Here is a 19,632-nt window from a genome sequence, read left to right as displayed (position 1 = left end):
CGGTCGGGACGTGTCACAATAATTGTTAGCATGTGACAGTATCCTCCGCAGCGTCCGCGCTCGCCCGTAGAGCGACGGTGCTCGCCGGGCGGGGCCTTTTACACGTCGCGGCGGAACGGGTGGAGTGATGCCGTTATCACGCCGTGATCTAGGGGTAGCCGTCCTCTCGGCGGTCGGACTCGCCGGCTGTGCGACCCGGTCGCCGTCGACGGGAACGGCGTCGTCGGCACCGACCGGTCGGGCGCTACTCCCCCCGTCGACGGCGACGGACGCGTTCACGCACCTGCGGGCCAGCGGGAACCGCGTCGTCGCGGGGACCGGCGACGTCGCGGACGCGGCCCCGACCGTGCTCGACGTGGACGGTCGGCCGACGTGGCTCCTCGCGTTCGGCGGGATGGACAGCTACTGGACCGTTGTGACCGCCGACGGGACGGCCGCGACCCACCGAGTCGGCAGCGGAACGGCGACCCGGGTCGCGGACCACGGCCGCGTGACCGTCCCGCCGTCCGGGTACAGGACCGACCGCGTCGGCCTCCTCACGGCCCCCGTAGACTGTGCCGCCCACACGCACCCGGTCGTGACCGACGACGGCCTGTTGTACGTGTCCGGGAACGGTGACGCCGTGATCAGGCGCGACGACGGTCGGACCCGACTGGACGTAGCGGCACCGAGCGACGCCCGTCCCATCCGAGTCGGCGACGGCCGGTACGCTCTCTACGGCGGACGGACTGATCGATACCGACACGGGGCGCTCGGCGACCGGATCGAGGGGAGCGAACTGGCGGTCGTCGACGTCTCCGACGAGCGACTCGTCACGACCACGACCCTCGACGCGCCGGCGGTGTTCGAGGGGCTGTCGCCGCTGGCCGCCGACGTCGACGGCGACGGCGACGACGAACTCGTGACGACCGTCGCCGACGCCCGGAGCGGCGCGCGGATCAGGGTCTACGACGCCGCCGGGGACGAACTCGCCACCGGCCCGGTCTACGGCCCGGGCTGGAGACACCAACTCTGTGTCGCGCCGTTCGCTCCCGACGGAGCACCCGAACTCGCGGTCGTCAGGAAGCCACACGTCGACCGGACCCTGGAGTACTACCGGCTCGTCGACGGCGAGTTGCGGGTGACCGCGACAACCGAGGGGTACGCCACCCACACGTACGGATCGCGAAACCTCGATGGCGGACTCGCCGCCGATCTGGATGCCGACGGGCGGACGGAGCTGCTGGTGCCGACGACCGACCGTCGGACGCTCGAGGCGGTGCGCCGGACGGCCGACGGCGCGGCGGCGGCATGGTCGCTGTCCCTCGGTGGGTCGCTGGCGACGAACGTCGGTGGAGTCGCTCTGGACGACGGCGGCGTCGCGGTGGGGGCCGGGACCCCCGACGGCGTCCGTGTCTGGCAGGGCTGACCCCACGGCGTGGTCGCTCGAGCCGTCGGATCGCGGGAGACTGGACACCGAGCGGGGAGTCGTCCCGGGTCGGGCGGGACCCCAACTCACCCGCCAACACCGCTCCGGAAGCCCCGCTGGATCGTCATGGCGTGGGCGTAGTCGGCCTCGGAGAGGATTCCGACCAGTTCGCCGTCCTGCCGGACGATGGCGTCGAGACCACCGGTCCCCTGCAGTTCCACGAGCGTATCGAAGGCGTCGTCGGTCGGTGCCACGCGCGCTACGTCGCGCATGATGTCGCCGACGGCCGTCGTTCGATCCTGCGTGCGGGCCTTCTTCAGATCGTCGAGCGTGACGACCCCGACGGGCGCCCCGTCCGCGTCGACCACGAGGTGGACGGGCTGGCGGTCCCGGAGCATCTGCGTCCCGAACTCGTCGACGGCCGTCGTCGTGGCGACGGTCGCCGGATCCCGAGTCATGATGTCGCCGACGGTCAGGCCCTCGAAGAGTTCGTCGAGGAGGACCGTCTTGGACTCGGTCGTGGCCGCTCCGTAGATGAAAAAGGCGAGGAGCAGGAGGATGATCTGGAAGTTGAGGACGCCCACGATGGCAAAGAGGAACGCAAAGAGGACGCCGATCCGGGCGGCGATGCGGGTCGCGGTGCCGTACGGGCGCGAGCGGGCAAGAAGCGCACGCAGGATGCGTCCGCCGTCCATCGGAAACGCCGGGAGGAGGTTGAACACCACGAGCGTGACGTTCACGATCGCGAGCCAGCCGATGACGAACCGCGGGACCTGCAGCGAGGCCGGCACGAGGAGAACGCCCACATAACAGACCGCGGCGACGAGGAGGCTCGACACCGGCCCGGCGATGGCGATCCAGAACTCCCGGTTCCACTCCTTCGGGAACGTCTTCAGCGCCGCCAGGCCACCGAGGATCCACAGCGTGATCGACTCGATTTCGAGGCCGTAGCGCATCGCGACCCACGAGTGCCCGAGTTCGTGGATCGTCACGCTGACGAACAGGCCGACCGCCGCCACGATGCCGATCAGCCACGGCGTCGACCCGGCACGGAGACGGGCGAGGTCGAAGCCGACGCCGGTGAGTCCCTCGATCAGCCCGGCGTACAGTTCGATCTGCTGTCCGCTCCCGATCAGCCACGCGAGGATGGGCAGGAAGATCAACAGCGAGGTGTTGATCCGGATGGGGATACCCCAGATGCGAGTGATGGTGAAACTTCGCATGGTCGTCGAACGACCCACGGTAAGTTAGTAGTGGGCAGGGACTCGTATCGGTACACGCCGACGTGTACACGATCCGGAAGATGCAGTCGAGCGCCGACCGGGATCCGGGCGCGGCGTGGGCCGGACCGACCTGGGTGGCGGCGGGGTGAGCTACCGTCAGCCGAATCGACCCGCCTCGCTCGCGTCGGTGGGAAGAGCGACGGGCGGGGGGTCGGCCGACTGTGCCCCGTCGGGCCTCGCAGTCGTGCGCTCCCCGCCGGAGAGCGCCCGGAGCGAGAACACGAGGGCGGCCCCGAGAAAGACGAGACCGCCGGCGACGCCGAAAGCCGCCGCGTAGCCGAAGGTGGCGACCCAGCCGCCGAGAACACTCCCGACGCCACCAGCCAGGGCGCCGAGCGCCGTGTGGACGCCCAGCACCTCGCCCCGGACGGCGGGCGGCGCGAGGCGGGTGACGATGGCCGTCCCGACGACCGCGATGACCGCCCACGTCACGCCGATGGCGGCGAGACCGACGACCGCGATCCCGAGTTCGAGCGCCAGGCCGCCGACGCCGGCGACCAGCAGTATCGCGGGAAAGAGCGCCCCCCGGACGGCGAGCGCCCCGGCCTGCAGGAGGCGGACGTCGACCCGCGAGGCGACCGTCCCGACGCGCCGGTAGAGGAGCGCGGAGGCGGCGCTCGCGGCGAGGGAGACGCCGAATATCGTCCCGGAGTCGAAGCCCACGTCGGTGAGAAAGAGCGGGAGCGGCGCCCAGAAGACGGCGAACCCGGTGAAAAAGAGGGTGGCCGCGACGAGGTACGTCGTCAGCGCCGGGGGGCGCCGGTCCCGGTCGAGGAGGCGACGCGGGTGGAGCCCACGGGTCGTCCAGTACAGCCGGTTCGGGGAGAACGCAAAGGTGGCGGTCTTGACGCCGCGGTTCGACGCCGACAGCAGCCGCGCGATCCGGCGCGCCTGCCGGGCGCTCGTGACGTGATCGGTCGGGGCGGAACGGGGGAGCGATCGGGCCGCCCACACCGTGCTCGCGTCCGCACAGCCGGCGAGCAGCCAGAACAGCGCGGGCGTGACCGTCGCCGTGTCGAAGACTCGCCTCCCGACGAGCGGCCAGACCGTCCCGAGAACGAGGCCGGCCGCCCACCCGTAGCCCTGGTACGCGTTCAACAGGCCGATGCGCTCGTCCCAGACGGCTTCGGGGGCGTCGTCGACGACGAGCATCGTCAACACGGGCGCGATGGACCCGACGACCAGCCAGAGTGCCGCGTTGGCGACGATGACCGCCGTGATGTCGGTCAGGGTCGGCACGAGAGCGAGTACGACGCCGCCCACGAGCAGCGTCACCAGCACGAGCGGCCGGCGGTGGGTGATGCGGTTGGCGAGACGGCCGAACAGGATCGCACCCGGCGCGCCGATGCCCGCGGCCGTCGCCGCGAGGAGACCGAGCTGAACCGCCGAGCCCCCGAGTTGAACGATGTACAGCGGGACGAGCAGGGAGGCACCGCCGAAGGCCACCGATCCGAGCCCCCACGCGTACAGCCACCGCTCGCGCATGCGCGTCCCTGGGACGTGGACGGGCATGAAGGTACAGGGAACGGGTAGCCGGTCCCCGGTCGGCACGACGACACGCGACGGGCGTGCCGCCGCAGTCGCCGATGGGGGTCTCGACGGCGGAGACCAACGCTCGCCGCACGCGGCGGGGGCGGCTCACCAACACCTATTTCGGGAGCGACCATACCGTGGAGGCGAGATGTCCGAACTCGTCCCCGAACGCGTGACCGCGCGGGTCGACGGCGACTTCGTCGTCTTCCTGATCGGCATGCGCATCAACTCGCTGTGGAAGGTCCACAAGTGGCTCCCCGTCATGCTCGCCATGCCGCGGATGCTCCGCGAACTCGACGCCGAACCGGAACGCGGCCTGCTCGAATCGCGGGCGTGGTTTGGGCTGCGAGCGCCAGTGGTGGTCCAGTACTGGGAGTCGTTCGAGCACCTGGAGGCGTACGCCCGCGACACCGAGGGCGAACATCTCCCGGCGTGGAAGGCGTTCAACCGGCGCGTCGGCGAGGGCGGCGACGTGGGGATCTGGCACGAGACGTTCCTCGTCAGGGACGGCGAGTACGAGGCCGTCTACAACAACATGCCCCCGACGGGGCTCGGCACGGTCGGCGACATCGTCCCCGCGTCCGGGCGCGCCGAGACGGCGTCCGGACGGCTGGGCCGGACCGAGGACGACGACGCGCCTGTGGATGCGGACGGGCACTCAAAGTAGCCCGGGCCGCGGCGTTTTTGACCGGCGGTGCGAAGGGATGGTCGATGTGGTATCGGCGGACGCTACTGGCAGCGGTGACGGGACTCGCCGGTCGACGTCGACGGCCGGCCGGCGTGGCTCCTCGGGATCCGTGAGTCGGGAACGACGAGCTACTGGACAGTCGTGACGGCGGACGGACGGGCGACGACCCACCGGGTCGCGGACGGGACGAGCGAGGCGGTCACGGCGCACGGCCGCGTCCCGACGCCGCCGCTGGCGTACGCGGCCGACGGGGCGTCGGCCTCGTGGATACGCCGGCGGACTGCGCCGCGCACACGCATCCGGTGCCCGTCGTCGAGGTGGTGGTGCGCGTAGTCGAGGCTGAATCGCCTCTCGGAGTTGCGGCGGGCGACGACGTTCCAGTGAACTGCCTCGGGGTCACTCCCCCAGACTTCCCGTGGATTAGTCTAACACACCCACGCTACCATCGGTCTGGGACCCTCCGTCGGTAGAGTGGGTCACGGTCGGGGCGTCCACGGCCCCCGATGCCTGCCGTCGCACCGTCCGAACTTGGGGAAGGCTGTTGAGAGCAGGCACAGTCCAACGCTGCTGCGATTCGATACTCTTCACGGCGATATTGACGCCTGCACTCCGGTCAGCATGATCGTGATGCCCGCAGGCCCCACATGTGAATCGCTTCCGTCGGCGATTTGATCGAGCAGTGTGGCCGCATTGTGGACACCGCTGACTCGTGTATTCCGGATCGATCCACGCTGTTGGGATCCCTTCAAATGCGGCTTTGTACGACGTGTAGGATTGAAGCGCACGGAAGGGGAGGTGGTGCAAGCGTCTGTTCATCCGTGAGCCGTAGTCGAGACCCTCACGCATCCCTTTGAGGTCTTCAAAGACGATGCACGGAGCCACGAACTGCTGGCACCAGCGCACGATGTGCCGAGACAGTTTGTGCAGTCGGTCACGAACGAACCGGTTCTCTCGTTCTTCAAGCGTGTCGTGAATACTCGATTTCCCTGCCTTCTGCAGGCGTTTTCGCATGGTGAAGTAGCGGTGACGCTCCGACTTGATCTCGGGAAACTCAATGACCAGCGTCTCTTCGATGGCGTCCTCCGAAAGTGCAACCAGGGCGACATTGTCCTCATTCACGTCGACGCCAACGACCGTTCGTGAATCCTGCTTGTCACGGACCGTCCGAGTGGTATTGGTGACGTTGACGTGCAACTCGGGTGTGCCACCACACCACAGAACTTCGGCAGTCGTCAGCTGCCACCGACTGGTCGTGAGGGCAGTCGTAAGAATATCGATGTGAGCGTCGCAACCCTCGAGCGTGCCCGTAACGTGTTGGTGGGGTTTCGCACTGATTCGGAACGCGATGTTGCCGTCGTCAGTGCGTGACAAATTGTAGCCTTCTCCGTAGTTGGCCCGGAGCGGGTATGGACCGACTTTCGTGTGACTTGGTTGCCCGAAGTCGTCGTACTCGTGGTAGGTTTCCATGGCGTCGAGTGCCTTGGCAACGATCCGCTGTGTCGTGTTCTTCACGAGGGCTACGTCTTCGGCCACTCGGTCGGGGATCGCACCCCAAGCCGCGCCTTGTTTGGCGAGACGAATGGTTTCGTTGTACGCTCGGCGTGCGTCGAGACAGGCGTCTTTGAGCAAGCCCTCGTTGTCACTCTGGATGTCGAGTTGAAAAACCAGTGTCTTCACGAGAGCGTGCGCGTCGGTCACGGATGTAGCCTCTCCAGGCAGGCGGTGTTGCTTCGGATTTACTTATAAACACTCGGATGCTCTGAATCACAGTACAAGATGCATCCGTGATTGCCTGTGACGAATTACGTGAGTATATCGCGGTTGACCATCGAAGTAGCAAGCCGACAGCGAGCAGTCTCTGGGAAACCTACTACCTCGTTAGTTACCGACTCAAGCTAGGACTGGTGATCACAATCGGTGAGACGAGTAGAGAGCAGCGTACGGCTGGCGTTGACGTGAGATGACCGCTCGTCGTGTGTTCATAATCGGGTCTTAGCCCGGAAAAGACGGCCAGACGGCCACCTCAATCAGAGTGTGGAACAGTAGTCCGACACGCTCAAGATACAGTCGGTACCATCGGAATTGTATAAATCGGCAGCGAGCGAGGCCAACGGAGACGATTCATCACGGAGGCGGGACGGTGTTAGTAGCCGACCGGGTCATGCCAACGATCCGAGAGCCATCATACACGGTTGCCGTCTGTCGATTATCGGATATGCAGATGAGGAGACGAACTCTTGTCGCGGGACAGTTTCTGGCTGTCCTCCTGGCGTCGCTAACATCGACGGGAGCGGTGGTTATGGACCGAGAATCAAAGTTCCGCACATTCTCTATCATCCAACGCCAGTGGTCACACTCGTGTTCATACTGCGCCACAGGGGCTTCCTCCGGCCACAATCACCGATTATGAACCTACTGAAGGGGGCAGAGCACGGCCTACACACCCGTTCGAGCGCCTATAGTCGATTATTCCGAGTGTGACAAAGTGTGGATTCCAACGATCAAGCAGGTGTAGGGCGAGACGATGGCCCGTCGTCTAGGTCTTCGTACTCCGACTCGCTCAGGAGTTCGACCGCCTCGGCGACGTAGCGGTCGCCGTCGACGTGGTGGGGGAAGACCACGAGGTCGATCTCGTGCAGGAGATAGGGGGCGAGTCCCTGCTTGATCACACGGTTGATCAGCGTCTCGACGTCCTCGGCGTGGGTGGTGTCGATGACGCCGTGGCGTGTGAGGCTCCTGTTGAAGTCCCCCGAAGCTGATAGAAGCCATATGCTGAACAGAGAGGATCGGCCTTGTCTAGGCAGTGAGACTCGATCAGTCTGAAGGTTGTTGCACTAGTATTCCTATACTAGTAGTTCCAACGAAGTACCAAATCTACTAGGTAGTGAAGCGGGACGGATTGGGTATGCAAACCAAGACCTCCCGCTTCGCAGAGATGGTTGTCTCGCTCTCCAAAAAAGCCGTCGCTGGCGAGCCAGCTCCGGCATACCGACCCGGGAAAGAGGGGTATGCCGACTGGGTGATTCTCGCTGTTCAGGGTTTCAAAGAGTATCTCAACCACGATTACCGGAAGCTGATGGATGTTCTGCAAGAAATACCGAGAGTCGCGGAATCGCTCGGTTTGACGGTTGAGACACTCCTTCACTTCTCGACCGTGTGTGCGCGGAAGCAAGCGATTCCGATGAAGCGGTGGCGGGCGATCCTCGACGCGTCGGTCGAACTGTACGAACTCGGAGATGTCCAAGCAATCGACGCAACCGGCGTGGATCGTATCCAAGCGAGCCAGCACTACGCGAAACGGACGGATTACACGTTCGAGGCGGTGAAGACCACGCTGCTCGTCGATTGTGAAACGAGTGCGATTCTAGACATACACTGCTCGATGAAACAACCGCACGATACCCAGGTCAGTTGGTAGGTGTTGGTGCGGAATCTCGACGAATTGACGGCTGTAGCGGCGGATAAAGGATATGATTGGGAAGGACTTCGGACGCGGTTACGTGCTGAACGTATCACACCGCTGATTCCGCAACGCGATCCAGATTTCCGAGGATGGGCGAGAAACTTACTCATCCACAATCGGGCGTACAACCAGCGTTCGAACGCTGAATCGGTGTTTTTCGGCTTGCGGCAGCGGTACGGTGAGACGCTGTGGGCGAGAACGTGGTTCGGTGAATTCAGCGAACTTGTCATGAAATCAGCGATGCGAAACATCGAACGCGCGATCGAGATGGCTGACCGCTGAACGCTGGCGTCTAAACAACGCCGAGCAGTTTTTTGTACACTGTCTTTGATCGGGCGGCAGACGCCGGCTACTCGCACCGATCCGTTGACCGCTGACCGATAGCAAACAGGTGCGCTCTCGGCAGCTCCGAATTGCTTTTCTGACTCACTCTCGGACTGTGCAATCCATATGTATAAACCATGGAGGGAAAATTTTATACACTCGTTGCGTTCAATACTTCACTACACAAGTAATGCTACAAATAAGGAACCTAACCAAGCAGTATGGAAAGACAGAAGCGGTTAGTGACGTCTCTTTCGACATAGACCAAGGGGAGTTCGTTTCGCTAGTCGGGCCTAGCGGGTCGGGCAAAACGACGATTCTCCGGATTCTCTCTGGTCATTTGTCTCCAACAGACGGCACGATAGAACTGCGGTCGGAAGATATCACTGACACGTCTCCACAACAACGGCCAACCAGTCAGGTCTTTCAATCTCTAGCGCTGTTTCCTCACCTGACCGTCCGGGAAAACGTGTTGTTTCCCATTCGGCTCCAAGATCGGGATGCCCAGCAGGTGGACAAGTGGCTACGAAGAGTCCAATTAGATCCAGAAGAGTATGCCGATAAAAACCCGGCTGAGTTGAGTGGTGGGGAACGACAGCGAGTGGCGCTTGCACGCTCTCTCGCGTACGAACCGGACATCTTGCTCCTGGACGAACCTCTGGCCTCTCTCGATTATGTCCTTCGTAAGGAACTCCAGCGTGAACTCACCAGGCTCCAAACCAAATTGGGACGCACCTTCGTATACGTCACTCACTCCCTCGAGGCCGCGATGCTTTTGAGCGATCGTATTATCGTTCTGAATCAGGGGACTATAGTCGAACAAGGAACTCCGAGCGAGATCTACAATCAGCCAGAAACGCGCTTTGTTGCTGACTTCATGGGCGATGCCAACATCTTCCCCATCAGCGTCAAAAGCAGAACGAACGGACACATCGAGGTAATTAGCGACAGCCTGGATACCGAAATTAAACTGTCTGCTCGAAGTGATCTTGCCAGCGAGTTCACCCATATGGTTGTACGACATACCCAGTGTGAGGTACGACCCGACCCAACAGAGGCGACGTCCCTCGCTGTCGAAATAGATAGCATAATGTTCAAATCAAATAACGCAATCGTGGAGACGACGTCCCTGGACGGGGCCAACAGATACGTCTCAGAGATGCCATATGATCGCGTCCACGAGCGGGGCTTGTCCGAGGGAGATGAGTGTTATATTCAGTGGGATCCTGAGTCGGCTATCCTGACAACGGAGTAATATATGAGCACGATCGAATCCCTATACAGGAAAGTATCCGAGAAAAGCAGGGTCTACGACGTAGTCAGAGACAAAACGGAAACTCATCATCTGTTGCTATCATCATATGTGCTTTTGATCTCGACCGTATTTGTCGGTTCGATGACTATTTTGGCTCTGTACTCCCTACAGCCAAGTAACACATTCACATTGGCAGATTGGACGGTAAGCAACTACGTGGAGATATTCCAAGGCAAGCTGTACAAGGAGTTTCTCTTCAACAGCTTTCGGATTGGAGTGATCACTACCGGTATTTCTCTGCTCGTCTGTTATCCCGCAGCATATGCACTCGGACGGAAAATCACTCGGTTCCGTCGACCCATTCTGATGCTGTTGATCATGCCTTTGTTGACCAGCGTCGTGATGCGTGTGTACGGATGGACGGTGTTCCTCGTCAAAGACGGTATAATTTCGACCCTCTATAGCACGCTCTTTTCGGGATCAATGCCATCACTCCTGTACACCGAGGGGGCTACGATTCTGGGCACAACCTACATATATCTGCCGTTCATGTTGTTCCCAATATATTTATCAATTGCCAATATAAATCCCTCAGTGATCGAGGCTGCGCGTGATCTGGGAGCGGGCAAATTGGTCACGTTTCGCCGGATCATACTTCCACAGTCCAAACCGGGGGTAATAATCGGGACACTGTTCGTATTCATCCTCTCCACGGGCGCGGAAATAGAGGCGTCCATGCTGGGAGGAAACGCCATAGCAACGGTCGCGACCGACATCAAGCGTTCGTTCGGATTCGTTCAGGACTGGCCGATGGGATCCGCCAAAGCGATACTCTTGCTCCTAGTTTCACTCGTGGCGGGTGTGGTGATTCTACGCATCGTGAGTCTTGAAGAGATTGCCGTCCGCTCTGGCGGTGCAACTGAAACCACGGATCAGCACACTTCGCGTGCTGAATCAGCAGTCTGGTATGGATACGTACTCCTGACTGTGGTCTTTCTGAACCTGCCGATACTTGGTGTCATCACTGCGTCATTTTACGATGGGGTTGCGTTCACATTCCCCTACAAATTCACTCTCGAATCGTACATGGCAGCCGTGACATCGGGGGCTGTCTACGACGCCGTTGGTACCTCTCTCAAGATCGCCATCCCGGTAACGATACTGTCCACTCTCATCGGCGGTGCCGCTGGAATCGGATACGCTCGCTACCAGTTCAGAGGGCGGGAAGCCTTCAAAATTGGTGCCCTGCTTCCCATATTTTTCCCCTTGCTGCTGACCGGCCTTGCGATGGCACTTTGGTTCGACTTGTTGGGAATACAACGAGGTATTCTCGCTACCATCCTCGGTCACACGACCTGGATGTCACCCATCGTCATGTTTGTCGTAGTTCTGAAAGCCATCGCAATTGACCCACACGTCGAAGAAGCAGCAAAGGACCTTGGTGCCGGGTTTTATACGCAATACAAGGAGATTACCCTCCCCCTCGTCTCTAATGGACTCATCTCGGGTGCTCTTTTTGCATTCATCCTGTCTTGGAATAACTACTACATATCCGCCTACCTGTCTGGGCCCACAGACACGGTCACGACCTGGATACGAGGACAGATTGCGTTCGGGTACGACCCAGTCGTTTCGGCGTTCACAGCTATGATCATTTATTCTATAATACCATTCATTGTTATTGTATTTATACTAGAAGTAAGGGATAAAAAGCAAGATTAATTATATTAAACCAAAACGGAAATGCATACCATAACTCACGTATATCAGTCGTACAAAATAATCTAAAACAGACAGTGACAAAAATACACGTATAACACAAAATATAATTAAGAATGGATACAACAAATTACAGTTACGAAGGTACTCAGGCGGAACGTAAAATAAAAAACGAAGCCTATGAGCGAATCGCCCGAGAAGATATCCTGCCAAAACTCTCTGAGGAGTTGATCAAAGAGCACAGAGAGGACCCGTTCGGAGACCACTCTACCGAACTTCATCGCATCTTGACGTTCCTCCGGCGGCAACCAGTCGAGGGACGACTGGTGATCGTCGCAACCCCTCCAGGGCAGTTCACACTTGGCAGATTGAGCGGCGTTCGCGGTGACCGACCTGAACTTCTCGAGGAAGAACGGTACGGTTCCTGGGAAGAGGCTGAACACGCGGTGTTCCTCAAGCGAATCGAGCAGCTAAAAGACACGTTCGCGGACGAAAACGAGTATGACAGAAGCCACTGAACTAGAGTCAACGTTCTCCGAGCGGGAAGTCGTCGGGTACTGCGACGAGTGGAGTGTCGCCCCGGGTGAAACACTTCCTTTCAGAGTGAGTTGTGAGCCGGACAGATTCCGTGCCGATATCGTGGAACTCACCCGCACCAACCAAAGTGTCGCCGACCCTCGCTCCGAGACACTCGTCACCGAGACCCACGTGAGTGGAATGTACGAAGGGACCGTTCGAACTATCGAATCCGGCTCTCACGTCGTCGTTCCACATGATCCCGCATTGCAGTTCAAGGAAACGTTCACCCTACAGGTACTGGTTTGTCCAACACACCTCGGGGCGGGAAAAGACGGACTGTTGACAAAGTGGAACAGCACGACGGAGAGAGGATACGGTCTGTTCGTCAACGGGGAGGGTTGCTTGGTCGCACAGGTGTCGCTCGAAGACGGGCGTATTGAGCGCGCTCGCGTTGACGCCCCTCTGTCCGAAGACGACTGGTATTTCGTGTCGATGTCCGTCGATACGGACGGGGGTCGGTTGACGCTGTCGTGCGAGCAATTGATTACGGGACACGAGTCAGTAACTCCCGACCAAAAGCGGAATCATCGGACGCAAACATCCATTCCAACTGGGACAGTTGCCTGTTCTGAGACGCCCCTCGTCATGGCTGGCTACGTCCATGAGGGCGGTGTAGACACGCCCAGCGTTGACGGGCATTTCACGGGGAAAATAGAATCCCCACGTGTGCTGGACGAGGCGATAGACGCGTTTGATGGAGCGACCCCCAATCCCGAAGTCCCCGCTCGCTCTACGGAATCGACGGTAGCAGTCTGGGACTTTACTGCCAACGTTACTGAAGACGGGTTCACTTCGGTAGAAACAGTCGTAGACACAGGACCCCACGGTCTCGACGGATATGCAGTCAATCTGCCAGCACGCGCAGTACCGGGCCACAACTGGACAGGGGAGTCTGTCGACTTTACGTCGGCACCCGAAGAGTACGGCGCGATCCGGTTTCACGAAGACGATATGACCGACGCTGATTGGGAGAGTGACTTCACGTTTCAGGTCCCGGAGGACTTCGACAGCGGCGCCTACGCCGCCCGTCTGATGACGCCACACGACGAGTATTTCGTGCAGTTTTTTGTCAAATCCCGTCTCGGAGAAGCAACTGCACCCATCGCAGTGTACCTGCCTACCAACACGTACCTTGCATACGCGAATGACCACTTCCAAACCGTAGACGCGAACCAAGACTTCGGAGGCGAGACGTTTTCGGGGATGGTGCCCGTACTGAACGAGGATGATCTATTTTTGAGTTCCCACCGGGAGTACGGCCTGTCTGTTTATGACACACATGTCGACGGTAGCGGATCAATGTTTTCGTCTCGCTGTCGACCGTTGATCAACATCGCACCGTCGTTCGAAAGCGATTCCGGTCCCAGCAAGACAGTCTCTCAACTGGGTATCAACGTCGATTTGTATCTGCTGGAGTGGCTCGAAACGAAACGTTTCGAGTACGACGTGGTTACCGACGACGACATCCACAAACACGGAGAGGAAATATTGAACCCGTACAGGGTGGTGGTCAGTGGTCACCATCCCGAGTACCCGACTGGCAGAATAATGACATCTATAGAACAGTACCAGAGACAGGGTGGTCGATTCATGTATCTCGGGGGGAACGGATTCTACTGGGTCACAGGCTATCATTCAAAAAAACCCATCATCGAAGTGCGTCGTGGGGAGGTCGGGGAACAGGCGTGGATACCGGAACCGGGGGAACGCTATCACGAATTCACGGGAAAAAAAGGCGGACTGTGGACGAAACGGGGATGGGCGCCACAGAAGTTAGTCGGTGTTGGGTTCAGTGGCCAGTACGAGATCAATGGACGGCCCTATTATCGCCTTCCAGATAGTTATCGGCGCGAGGTTTCGTTCATATTCCAGGGTATCGACAGTGATACGATTGACACTAGCGAGAGGGATGGCGGGGGCGAGCCCACCGGTCCAGCTAGCGGTGAAGTCGACCGATACGACACCGCGCTGGGCTCACCCGAAGACGCGTACGTGCTCGCCGCCTCGATTGGCCATTCAAAGAACTGTCACCGTGTCATAGAGGAGTTACAGTGCAACGTTCCCTACCGTGACGGTCGAACCGATCCTGAAGTTCGTGCCGATATCGTCTACTATCGGACTCCCGAAGATGGAGGGGTCTTCTCGGTCGGGTCTATGGCGTGGATCGAATCCTTGTTGGTCGATGGAACGGACAACAGCGTGTCACAGATTACGGAAAACGTTCTCAGAGAATTCATGAGTGATGGGTCTCTCCCCACAGAATCGAACCCGTAGGCGTCCCAAACTAACCACTGACACTGTGAACGGCCTGTATCGAACGATTGCCATCCTGCTAACTCCGATCTACCCCGTGCAAGATATGCGGGCTCCATCTTGCACGACAACTGTTAATAATGTAAGTACTATGATAGGTATCTAGCGAGGGCAGGCCAGACCAGGTTGTACTCACCCGTACGGTTGCCCGACGACAGACCCCGATTTCCGAATCTGTACATCCAAGCCCCTGATGTCATGTACAAAATCACGAGTGGTCCAGTGGTATGTGAGCCGCTTACTGTTCGAGCTCACTTTCGAGACCCGAGTTCGTCACCAGCTGCTTTTTTCCACGCAACCGTGAATTTCTAACTCCTGGTTCACAAACCTTTGATTGGTGACTAGGCTAGAGAACTTCGCACCCGGTCCATTGCCGGTTATTCACGCGATCTGTCAGGAGTGGGATTATCGAAGTAATTGATGAGAGTGTTGAGTGGGATCAAGAGCAGGCAGATATCTCTCCGGGGTTGCTGACTGCTGGTCTCGTGATGAATTTCCTGACCGAAGGAGAGCCGATGTATCGGCTCTCCGACTTTTTTGAAAACAAAAATCCGGGGAACCTCTTTGGTGACGATATCTCTCCGGAGGACCTCTATGATCAGCGATTTGGGTGGGCACTGGACAAAATTTCGGATGCTTGACCACGCCAAGTTCTCAACTCTGAGATTGCTAAAGCAATCACGACAGAAGGCGTGGACATCGGCGTTGTCCACGCCGACGCAACTTCCAAGTCGGTCCATGGTGAGTACGAACAGGACGGAACGCAAGAAAATCTAAATATAGCGAAAGGATACAGCCGCGACGGAAACCGCCAACTCAAACTGTTCAACATCGGCCTTGGTGTGACACATCGTGGCGTTCCTGTTGTCGACGACATTTTTGACGGAAACGGTGCTGACACGACCTGGAACAAAGAAGTTATCTCTGAGATTCGTCAGTGCCTGCCCACTGACGAATCGATCGTCTATGTCGCAGACAGCAAGGCTGTCACTGCTGAGAACCTCGCCCGAGCAAGCGAGCAGGAACTGCCTCTCATCTCCCGCCTTCCCGGCATGTACGCGGCGGTCGATGAACTCATCGACCGCGCGTGGGACAATGGCGACTGGCGTGACATCGGCCCTGTCGCAGAACAGGAGGACGCTGTCTCTCACGAAATCCGTTCGTTCACCGAGACGATCTCCGATCAAGAGATGCGCTGCGTTGTCGTGAAACCGTCCACAATCGATGGACGGAGCGAGAAGCGCATCGACAAGGAGTTAGATACCACCGAAGAACAACTCAAAGACGCGGCTGAAGAACTTTCAGACCGCGTCTTCGCGTGTGAGCGAGACGCAAAACAGGAGCGTGAGACGTGGCTCACGGATCATCAAGAGCAGTGTTTCGAGATTGAGGCAGAAGTCGTTGAGACCGAGCAAAAAAAGAGTCGTGACAAACCTGGTCGGCCGCCGAAGGAGTGGGATCCCTACGAGACAGAGTACAAAATCGCCGCCGACGTCCAGCGGGACGCGGCGGCGATCTCCACTTACAAACAACGAGAGAGTTGCTACGTGCTGGTTACGAGCCTCGAAAATAAACAAGAGTGGCCGGATGAGCGTGTGCTTGAAGAGTACAAACAGCAGATCACCGTCGAACAGTGCTTTCCGGTGGTGAAAGATCCAAAGCGTGTTGGAGCCGTCTACCTGAAGAATGAATAGCGGATCGAAGCGCTAGGATACGTGCTGGTCATGGCTTTGTTGGTGTATTCGTTGATCGAACGGCGTGCGCGACTCGCTCTCATGGACGGAGATGAACCAATGGAACTGTCCGATGGGCCGAGTACCTATCGGTCCACCGGACGCCGTGTCCTCCAGCGGTTCGAGAACATGCTCGTCAGTCGTGTCGACGGCGAGCGTGTGCTTCCAGAAAATGTTGATATTCCGTCACACGTTCTTGAGTTGCTTGATCTCGATGTGGAGATCTACGGGGTCGATAAAGCACAGTAAGTCCTTCAAACGGCCTCTTTTTGCCGATTTACTTATTTCAGTCTTCGAAATTGCCGAACTTATATTGCTATCTGGAACTAGGCGTGGAATGTGTGTCTCGTGATATTATTTCATCTTGGCCACGGCTCTAAAGAATCGGTGTCAACAAAATATGCACTCTAGCTCAACCGGGTCTCGAAAGTGAGAGGTGAAGACACTGAGATGCTATTTAATCTTCGATGCAGCCCACGACGGTAATTAAGACCACAATTAAGACAGTTGCTGAAGTAAAACGGATATGCGCGTAGCGATCCTTGCACATGAAAAGTTCCCAGACGACGCTAAGACGGCGGCCGGAGTCCTCAGGTACGGGGACCAGGATGTCGCAGCGGTGCTTGACCGTGACACCGCTGGAAACAGGGTTCACGACTACCTCCCGGATGTCCAGGATTCGCCGGTCGTCGCCGGCATCGAGGACGTCCCGGGCGATATCGACCGGCTGATAATCGGCATTGCACCCATCGGCGGCGGCCTCGACGAGAGCTGGCGTCCCGACATCAACGGTGCCATCGAACAGGGCGCCGACGTCGTCGCGGGCCTCCACTATTTTCTCTCCGAAGACGAACAGCTCTCCCGGCTGGCCGACGAGCACGGCGTCGAGCTGTGGGACGTCCGCAAGCCACCAGCCAATCTGGGCGTCGCCGACGGGACTGCCCGCGAGGTTGACGCCGAGATCGTCCTCACGGTGGGAACGGACTGCTCAACTGGCAAGATGACGACGACGTGGTCGCTACTCGAGGCGGCCCGGGAGCGTGGCTGGGACGCCGCCGCGGTCCCGACGGGCCAGACGGGCGTGATGGTCGAGGGGAGCGGCACCGTCGTCGACCGCACCATCAGCGACTTCACCGCCGGCGCCGTCGAGCGGATGGTCGAGGAGCGCGCCGACCACGACTACCTCTTCGTCGAGGGACAGGGATCAATCACCCACCCCGCGTACTCGGGGGTGACGCTTTCCATCCTCCACGGGTCGATGCCCGATTCGCTGGTGCTGTGTCACGAGGCCGGCCGCGAGAACATCCGCAAGTACGAGTCGTTCCCCATCCCTCACCCCACCGAGTACGTCGACCTCTACGAGCGCTTGACCGCGCCACTTCACGAGACCGACATCGTCGCGGGTGCACTCAATACCCGATTCATCGAGGGCGACGACCAGGCCCGGGAAGCGGTCGAGAAGTACGGGGCCGCAATCGACGCGCCTGCGACCGATCCGGTGCGGTTCGACGCCGACGAGGTGCTGGACGCGCTGTGAGCCTGACCTGCGAGTTCGAGCGCGTCTCGTTACCGCTCGAACACGACTTCACCATCTCGCGGGGCACGCAATCCAGCGCCGAGAACGTCCTCGTCCGCATCGAAGACGACCAGGGTCGGGTGGGCGTCGGTGCCGCTGCCCCATCGACGCGCTACGCCGAGACCATCGCAACGGTCGAGGCGATCCTGCCGGACCTGCTCGCAGTCGTCGAATCGGTCGGCGACCCCCACGCACTACAGCAAATCGAGCGCGAGGGCCGCGCGGCCATCGGCGACAACGGCGCAGCCCTCTGTGCCGTCGACGTCGCCCTGCACGACCTGGTGGCGACTCAACTTGGCTTGCCCCTGTACCGCTACCTGGGGCTCGATCCCGAACAGTCTGTCACAACTTCCTTCACGATCGGTCTCGACGACACCGAGCGGATGCGCGAAAAGACCGCCGAGGCTGTCGCGGCGGGCTACCCCATCCTGAAGGTCAAACTTGGCACGGACCGCGATAGAGAGGTCGTCTCCGCGATCCGGGAGGAAGCCCCCGAGGCGACCATCCGCGTTGACGCCAACGAAGCCTGGACACCCCGCGAGGCCATTGAGAACACCGAGTGGCTTGACGAGTACGGCATCGAGTTCGTCGAACAACCCGTCCCAGCCGACGATCCCGACGGGATGGCCCTCGTCCGTGAACAGGGAGCCCTGCCGGTCGCTGCCGACGAGTCCTGTGTCCGCCTAGCGGACGTCCCTCAGGTGGGCGAGATCGCAGACATCGCCACGATTAAACTCACGAAGGCTGGCGGCATCCGGGAGACAGTCCGGATGATCCACGCCGCCCGCGCCGAGGGACTGGCGGTCATGCTGGGCTGTATGCTCGGCACAACCGCCCTGCTTTCGGCGGGTGCACACCTGGCGCCGTTGCTCGATTACGCCGACCTCGACGGGGCGCTGTTGCTCGCCGAGGATCGCTTTGCTGGGGTGCCGATGCCCGAGGGAGCAATCGATCTCACTGGCTTCGAGCGGCCGGGAACCGGGGTCCACCATGCGGAGTAGTCCTGCCGTCAGTCGAGGTCAATAAACAGGTCGTCGACAGTCTGATTGATGTCGACGATCCGGCCGGTCTGGTCGTGGGCTTCCTCGCCGATCTCAAGCGGATTTGCTTCTCTGTCGCGTACCTCATTTACCCAGGCGGCTCATAACCGATAGAGGCGACTGCCGTGAGTGGGAACCGTGCTACACGTTCAAATTAAACCGCAGAAGTACAGTTACGTCCGCCGCCGAAAGATCACCGTCTGGATCGGGTAGGGTGAACACATCCGGGTCCAGACACTTTATCGTGGTCAATCCAACGAATCCCTCTGATTGATTACGCTGCTCGTGAAGTACCGACCTTGGATCGCTTCGGGAACGGTTTCCCGAAGCTTTCGCTCAACACTTTCATCGTCCCACGGGTTTTCTCGGACGAATCGTTAAAGCCGTTCGGTATCGACGTGCATCTTGTCAGCGATGTCGGAGACCGTGTTGGGACTTCCTGGGCTCACTGCGCCCCGGAAGTACCGAGCTGCATTCTGCCACGTCCGTTCGTACTTTGCCCATGTAGAGCCGTCTGTCCGTGTTGTGAATGCTGTCCAGTATTGTTGAGAAATTGTATTCCTTCCGCCTGAGCACGTCTCGTCTCTTGAATCATATCGTCATAGATGACTTCGACAATGGAAGATCACTTGTTGAAGCTAAACCTTGGAAGTACTGCGGAAAGGAACCGTTCGAAGCTGTCTTCTTCAACCCACTCGGAGAGGCCCTTCGGGAGCGG

Annotated in this window: 12 protein-coding genes and 3 pseudogenes; 10 read left to right on the top strand and 5 right to left on the bottom strand. The window is 59.6% G+C overall.

Annotation, left to right across the window (positions count from 1 at the left end):
- Positions 1–127 precede the first annotated feature (127 nt).
- Positions 128–1,408 carry a hypothetical protein gene (locus tag NBT82_RS17840; RefSeq protein WP_251329437.1) on the top strand — a complete coding sequence of 427 codons (1,281 nt, stop codon included), beginning with the start codon at positions 128–130 and terminating at the stop codon, positions 1,406–1,408.
- A gap of 86 nt (positions 1,409–1,494) precedes the next feature.
- On the opposite strand, the gene NBT82_RS17835 is transcribed toward NBT82_RS17840, so the two are convergent.
- On the bottom strand, positions 1,495–2,631 hold the full coding sequence (locus tag NBT82_RS17835) for a site-2 protease family protein (protein WP_251329436.1): 1,137 nt from the start codon (positions 2,629–2,631) through the stop codon (positions 1,495–1,497).
- Positions 2,632–2,787: 156 nt separating this feature from the next.
- A complete protein-coding gene (locus NBT82_RS17830; RefSeq protein WP_251329435.1) occupies positions 2,788–4,176 on the bottom strand; it encodes an MFS transporter in 1,389 nt (462 codons plus the stop codon).
- A 196-nt stretch (positions 4,177–4,372) separates the two neighbouring features.
- Here NBT82_RS17830 and NBT82_RS17825 point away from each other — a divergent pair, with 196 nt between their 5' ends.
- Entirely contained in the window at positions 4,373–4,891 is a 519-nt protein-coding gene (locus tag NBT82_RS17825; RefSeq protein ID WP_251329434.1) for a DUF4188 domain-containing protein, read from the top strand.
- A 149-nt stretch (positions 4,892–5,040) separates the two neighbouring features.
- Here the strand turns inward: NBT82_RS17825 and NBT82_RS17820 are convergent, their stop codons facing one another.
- From NBT82_RS17820 to NBT82_RS17810, 3 genes and pseudogenes are all read right to left on the bottom strand, one after another.
- On the bottom strand, positions 5,041–5,211 hold the full coding sequence (locus NBT82_RS17820; protein ID WP_251329433.1) for a hypothetical protein: 171 nt from the start codon (positions 5,209–5,211) through the stop codon (positions 5,041–5,043).
- Between the two features lie 121 nt (positions 5,212–5,332).
- On the bottom strand, positions 5,333–6,610 hold the full coding sequence (locus NBT82_RS17815) for an RNA-guided endonuclease InsQ/TnpB family protein (RefSeq protein WP_251329432.1): 1,278 nt from the start codon (positions 6,608–6,610) through the stop codon (positions 5,333–5,335).
- A gap of 842 nt (positions 6,611–7,452) precedes the next feature.
- Positions 7,453–7,641, bottom strand: a pseudogene (locus tag NBT82_RS17810) (hypothetical protein); the annotation flags it as partial.
- A gap of 176 nt (positions 7,642–7,817) precedes the next feature.
- On the opposite strand from NBT82_RS17810, the pseudogene NBT82_RS17805 reads away from it, so the two are divergent.
- The 8 genes and pseudogenes from NBT82_RS17805 to NBT82_RS17755 all read left to right on the top strand — a co-directional run bounded on the left by NBT82_RS17805 (position 7,818) and on the right by NBT82_RS17755 (position 18,875).
- Positions 7,818–8,657: pseudogene (locus tag NBT82_RS17805) on the top strand (IS5 family transposase).
- 232 nt (positions 8,658–8,889) lie between these two features.
- Positions 8,890–9,954 carry an ABC transporter ATP-binding protein gene (locus tag NBT82_RS20085; protein ID WP_256476651.1) on the top strand — a complete coding sequence of 355 codons (1,065 nt, stop codon included), beginning with the start codon at positions 8,890–8,892 and terminating at the stop codon, positions 9,952–9,954.
- A 3-nt stretch (positions 9,955–9,957) separates the two neighbouring features.
- Complete coding sequence (locus tag NBT82_RS17790; RefSeq protein ID WP_251329431.1) at positions 9,958–11,676, top strand: ABC transporter permease subunit; 1,719 nt, start codon at positions 9,958–9,960, stop codon at positions 11,674–11,676.
- Between the two features lie 113 nt (positions 11,677–11,789).
- Entirely contained in the window at positions 11,790–12,191 is a 402-nt protein-coding gene (locus NBT82_RS17785; RefSeq protein WP_251329430.1) for a N,N-dimethylformamidase alpha subunit family protein, read from the top strand.
- Positions 12,175–14,526: a N,N-dimethylformamidase beta subunit family domain-containing protein gene (locus NBT82_RS17780; protein WP_251329429.1), complete on the top strand. Its 2,352-nt coding sequence runs from the start codon at positions 12,175–12,177 to the stop codon at positions 14,524–14,526. Before NBT82_RS17785 ends, NBT82_RS17780 begins: the two co-directional genes overlap by 17 nt.
- A 376-nt stretch (positions 14,527–14,902) precedes the next feature.
- A pseudogene (locus NBT82_RS20360) lies at positions 14,903–16,547 on the top strand (IS1634 family transposase).
- Positions 16,548–16,824: 277 nt separating this feature from the next.
- Positions 16,825–17,835 carry an N-acetyltransferase DgcN family protein gene (locus NBT82_RS17760; protein WP_251329426.1) on the top strand — a complete coding sequence of 337 codons (1,011 nt, stop codon included), beginning with the start codon at positions 16,825–16,827 and terminating at the stop codon, positions 17,833–17,835.
- A complete protein-coding gene (locus NBT82_RS17755; protein ID WP_251329425.1) occupies positions 17,832–18,875 on the top strand; it encodes a dipeptide epimerase in 1,044 nt (347 codons plus the stop codon). Before NBT82_RS17760 ends, NBT82_RS17755 begins: the two co-directional genes overlap by 4 nt.
- Positions 18,876–19,632: the final 757 nt, after the last annotated feature.

The sequence above is a fragment of the Haloplanus sp. HW8-1 genome, from assembly GCF_023703795.1.
In the GTDB taxonomy this organism is placed as follows: domain Archaea; phylum Halobacteriota; class Halobacteria; order Halobacteriales; family Haloferacaceae; genus Haloplanus; species Haloplanus pelagicus.
The sequence above is the reverse complement of the archived record's forward strand: the minus strand, read 5'-3'. Positions and strand labels throughout refer to the sequence as shown.

Coding starts and splice junctions, on each gene's coding strand:
- NBT82_RS17790 (WP_251329431.1), top strand. CDS start 9,958: ATGAGCACGATCGAATCCCTATACAGGAAAGTATCCGAGAAAAGCAGG.
- NBT82_RS20085 (WP_256476651.1), top strand. CDS start 8,890: ATGCTACAAATAAGGAACCTAACCAAGCAGTATGGAAAGACAGAAGCG.
- NBT82_RS17785 (WP_251329430.1), top strand. CDS start 11,790: ATGGATACAACAAATTACAGTTACGAAGGTACTCAGGCGGAACGTAAA.
- NBT82_RS17825 (WP_251329434.1), top strand. CDS start 4,373: ATGTCCGAACTCGTCCCCGAACGCGTGACCGCGCGGGTCGACGGCGAC.
- NBT82_RS17840 (WP_251329437.1), top strand. CDS start 128: ATGCCGTTATCACGCCGTGATCTAGGGGTAGCCGTCCTCTCGGCGGTC.
- NBT82_RS17820 (WP_251329433.1), bottom strand. CDS start 5,211: ATGCGTGTGCGCGGCGCAGTCCGCCGGCGTATCCACGAGGCCGACGCC.
- NBT82_RS17830 (WP_251329435.1), bottom strand. CDS start 4,176: ATGCGCGAGCGGTGGCTGTACGCGTGGGGGCTCGGATCGGTGGCCTTC.
- NBT82_RS17760 (WP_251329426.1), top strand. CDS start 16,825: ATGCGCGTAGCGATCCTTGCACATGAAAAGTTCCCAGACGACGCTAAG.
- NBT82_RS17835 (WP_251329436.1), bottom strand. CDS start 2,631: ATGCGAAGTTTCACCATCACTCGCATCTGGGGTATCCCCATCCGGATC.
- NBT82_RS17780 (WP_251329429.1), top strand. CDS start 12,175: ATGACAGAAGCCACTGAACTAGAGTCAACGTTCTCCGAGCGGGAAGTC.